The sequence below is a fragment of the Pseudomonas syringae genome (assembly GCF_002157375.1).
Classification (GTDB): Bacteria; Pseudomonadota; Gammaproteobacteria; order Pseudomonadales; family Pseudomonadaceae; genus Aquipseudomonas; species Aquipseudomonas syringae_T.
Genome location: NZ_MTSA01000049.1, coordinates 1 through 2,124 on the forward strand (window position 1 = coordinate 1; position 2,124 = coordinate 2,124).

Annotated in this window: 1 protein-coding gene; it reads right to left on the reverse strand. The window is 62.3% G+C overall.

The window, feature by feature from the left end; all coding sequences use genetic code 11:
* Positions 1-2,124, reverse strand: a 2,124-nt coding sequence (locus BW686_RS25930) for an AMP-binding protein (RefSeq protein ID WP_143516568.1), incomplete at both ends; no start/stop codon positions are given.

Sequence of the window (2,124 nt, forward strand, 5' to 3'; positions counted from 1 at the left end):
GCAATTCATAGCATTCCTGCGGCGAACGGCTGACCAGTTGCGGCACGATCAGCAGTTCGCCGCCGTGAATCAGTGCGCCCCAGATTTCCCAGACCGAGAAGTCGAAAGCGAATGAGTGAAACAACGCCCAGACATCGTTGGCGTAGAACTGGAACCAGTGCTCCGTGGCGGAGAACAGCCGCGCCACGTTGCGGTGCTCGACCTGTACGCCTTTCGGCAGGCCGGTAGAGCCCGAGGTGTAGATCACGTAAGCCAGATGGTGGGCAGCCAGCGATGCAATCTGCGGATTGAAGGCGGATTTGTCCTGCAAGCCTGCATCGTCCAGACGGATGACAGGCAGCGAACCCAGCGCCAGCGCTTCTGATGTTGCGGCCTGCACCAGCACGGCAGCAGGAGCGCTGTCTTTCAGGAGGTACGCCAGACGTTCTGCCGGGTACGCCGGGTCCAACGGTACATAGCCCGCGCCGGCCTTGAGGATGCCTAACAGGCCAATGATCATTTCCGGACCGCGTTCAACGCAGATCGCCACACGATCATCCGGTTTTATGCCTGTTTCGATCAAGCTGTGCGCCACCTGGTTGGCCCGGGCATTGAGCTCGCCATAGGTCAGGCTGCTTTCTTCGAAGCGGACTGCGGTTGCGTGGGGCTGTAACCGGGCGTGACGCTCAAAGGCCTGATGGATCAGCGGCTGATCGTGGTCGTTGCGCGGTTCACTGGCATTCCAGTGGTGCAGCAATTGTTCGCGTTCTGCCTGAGGCAGGATGGTCAGGCTGTTGAGGGCCTTTTCCGGTGCCTGTTCCAGGGCATCGATCAACTGTTGCATCACGTGTTGCATATAACCGCTGACACGCTGCGCGCCGATGGCGGCCTCGGCCATCACCGTCAGGTTGAAGCCGTCTCCGAGATCGTCCACCGAGAGCGTCAGCGGGTAGTTGGTCCGTTCCTCTCCGTCCAGCGCCTGAATACCTTCCCAGGCCGTGGTCGCGGCAGCTGACTGCGCACGGTTTTCCAGATGCCGGTAGTTGAGCAACGCGCTAAACAGCGGCGTAGGTGCCTCCACCCCGCTGCAACGCTGGGCAAGCACCAGCGACGCATGTTCGTGACCCAGCAGCGCGGTCAGGCTGGCGTGGGTTTTCTTCACGCCGTTGCGCACGCCCTGACTGCCGAGATCGACCCGCAACGGCAAGGTGTTGATGAACATGCCCAAGGCCCGGTCTGCGCCTTCGCCGCCTTGCATGCGGCCCAGCAGCACCGTGCCGAATACCACGTCTTCGCGCCCTGCCAATGCGCCCAGCACCCGCGCCCAGCCCAAGTGGTACAGGCTGGCCGGGCCTACGCCCAGTTTGCGGGCCTGTGCCCGGACACGTCTGGCCAGTGAAGCATCCACCGTCTGACGGACTTCCTGAATACCCTGACCGTCGCCCTGCACATCATGCAGCCCGAACGGCAGTGTCGGCTCGTCGATGTCACCGAGCATGCCCCGGAAAAACGTCTCGTGGGCCTCACGGCTGACACCGAGCCGTGCCTGCGCCACGTAATTGCGGTAAGGCACCGAGGCTGGCAACTGGTCGCCCAGTCCACCCATGAAGGCTTCGATTTCCGAGGTCAGAATACCCAGCGAGGTGGCGTCGTCGACCATGTGGTGGAACAGCAGCATGCCCAGCCAGCGCTGATTGGCCGGATCATGGGCATAGCCGATGCGCATCATCGGCGCCTGACGAATGTCCAGTCGGTAATGACGCGGGTCGAGGGCTTCGCGCAGTTGCTCGGCGATGTCCCCGGCTGCCGGATCGAGACGAATCTCTTCCACGCCCAGTTGCGCCTCGCGCCAGACCACCTGCACAGGCTCGTCCAGACGTTCCCAAAGCACGCCGGTGCGCAGGATATCGTGGCGTGAAACCACGCCTTGCAAGGCAGTGGCGAACTGTTGAACACGCTCCAGGCTGTCAAAGCCGAACAGCGCATATTGCAGGTATGGATCGCCTTCAGTGGTCGCAAGGTGGTGATACAAAATCCCTTCCTGCAACGGCGCCAGTGCATAGATGTCCTGCACGTTGGCGATGCCGCCGGGCACACTGGCGACGATGCGGTCGATGGCGTCCTGATCCAGCTCCACCAGCGGCA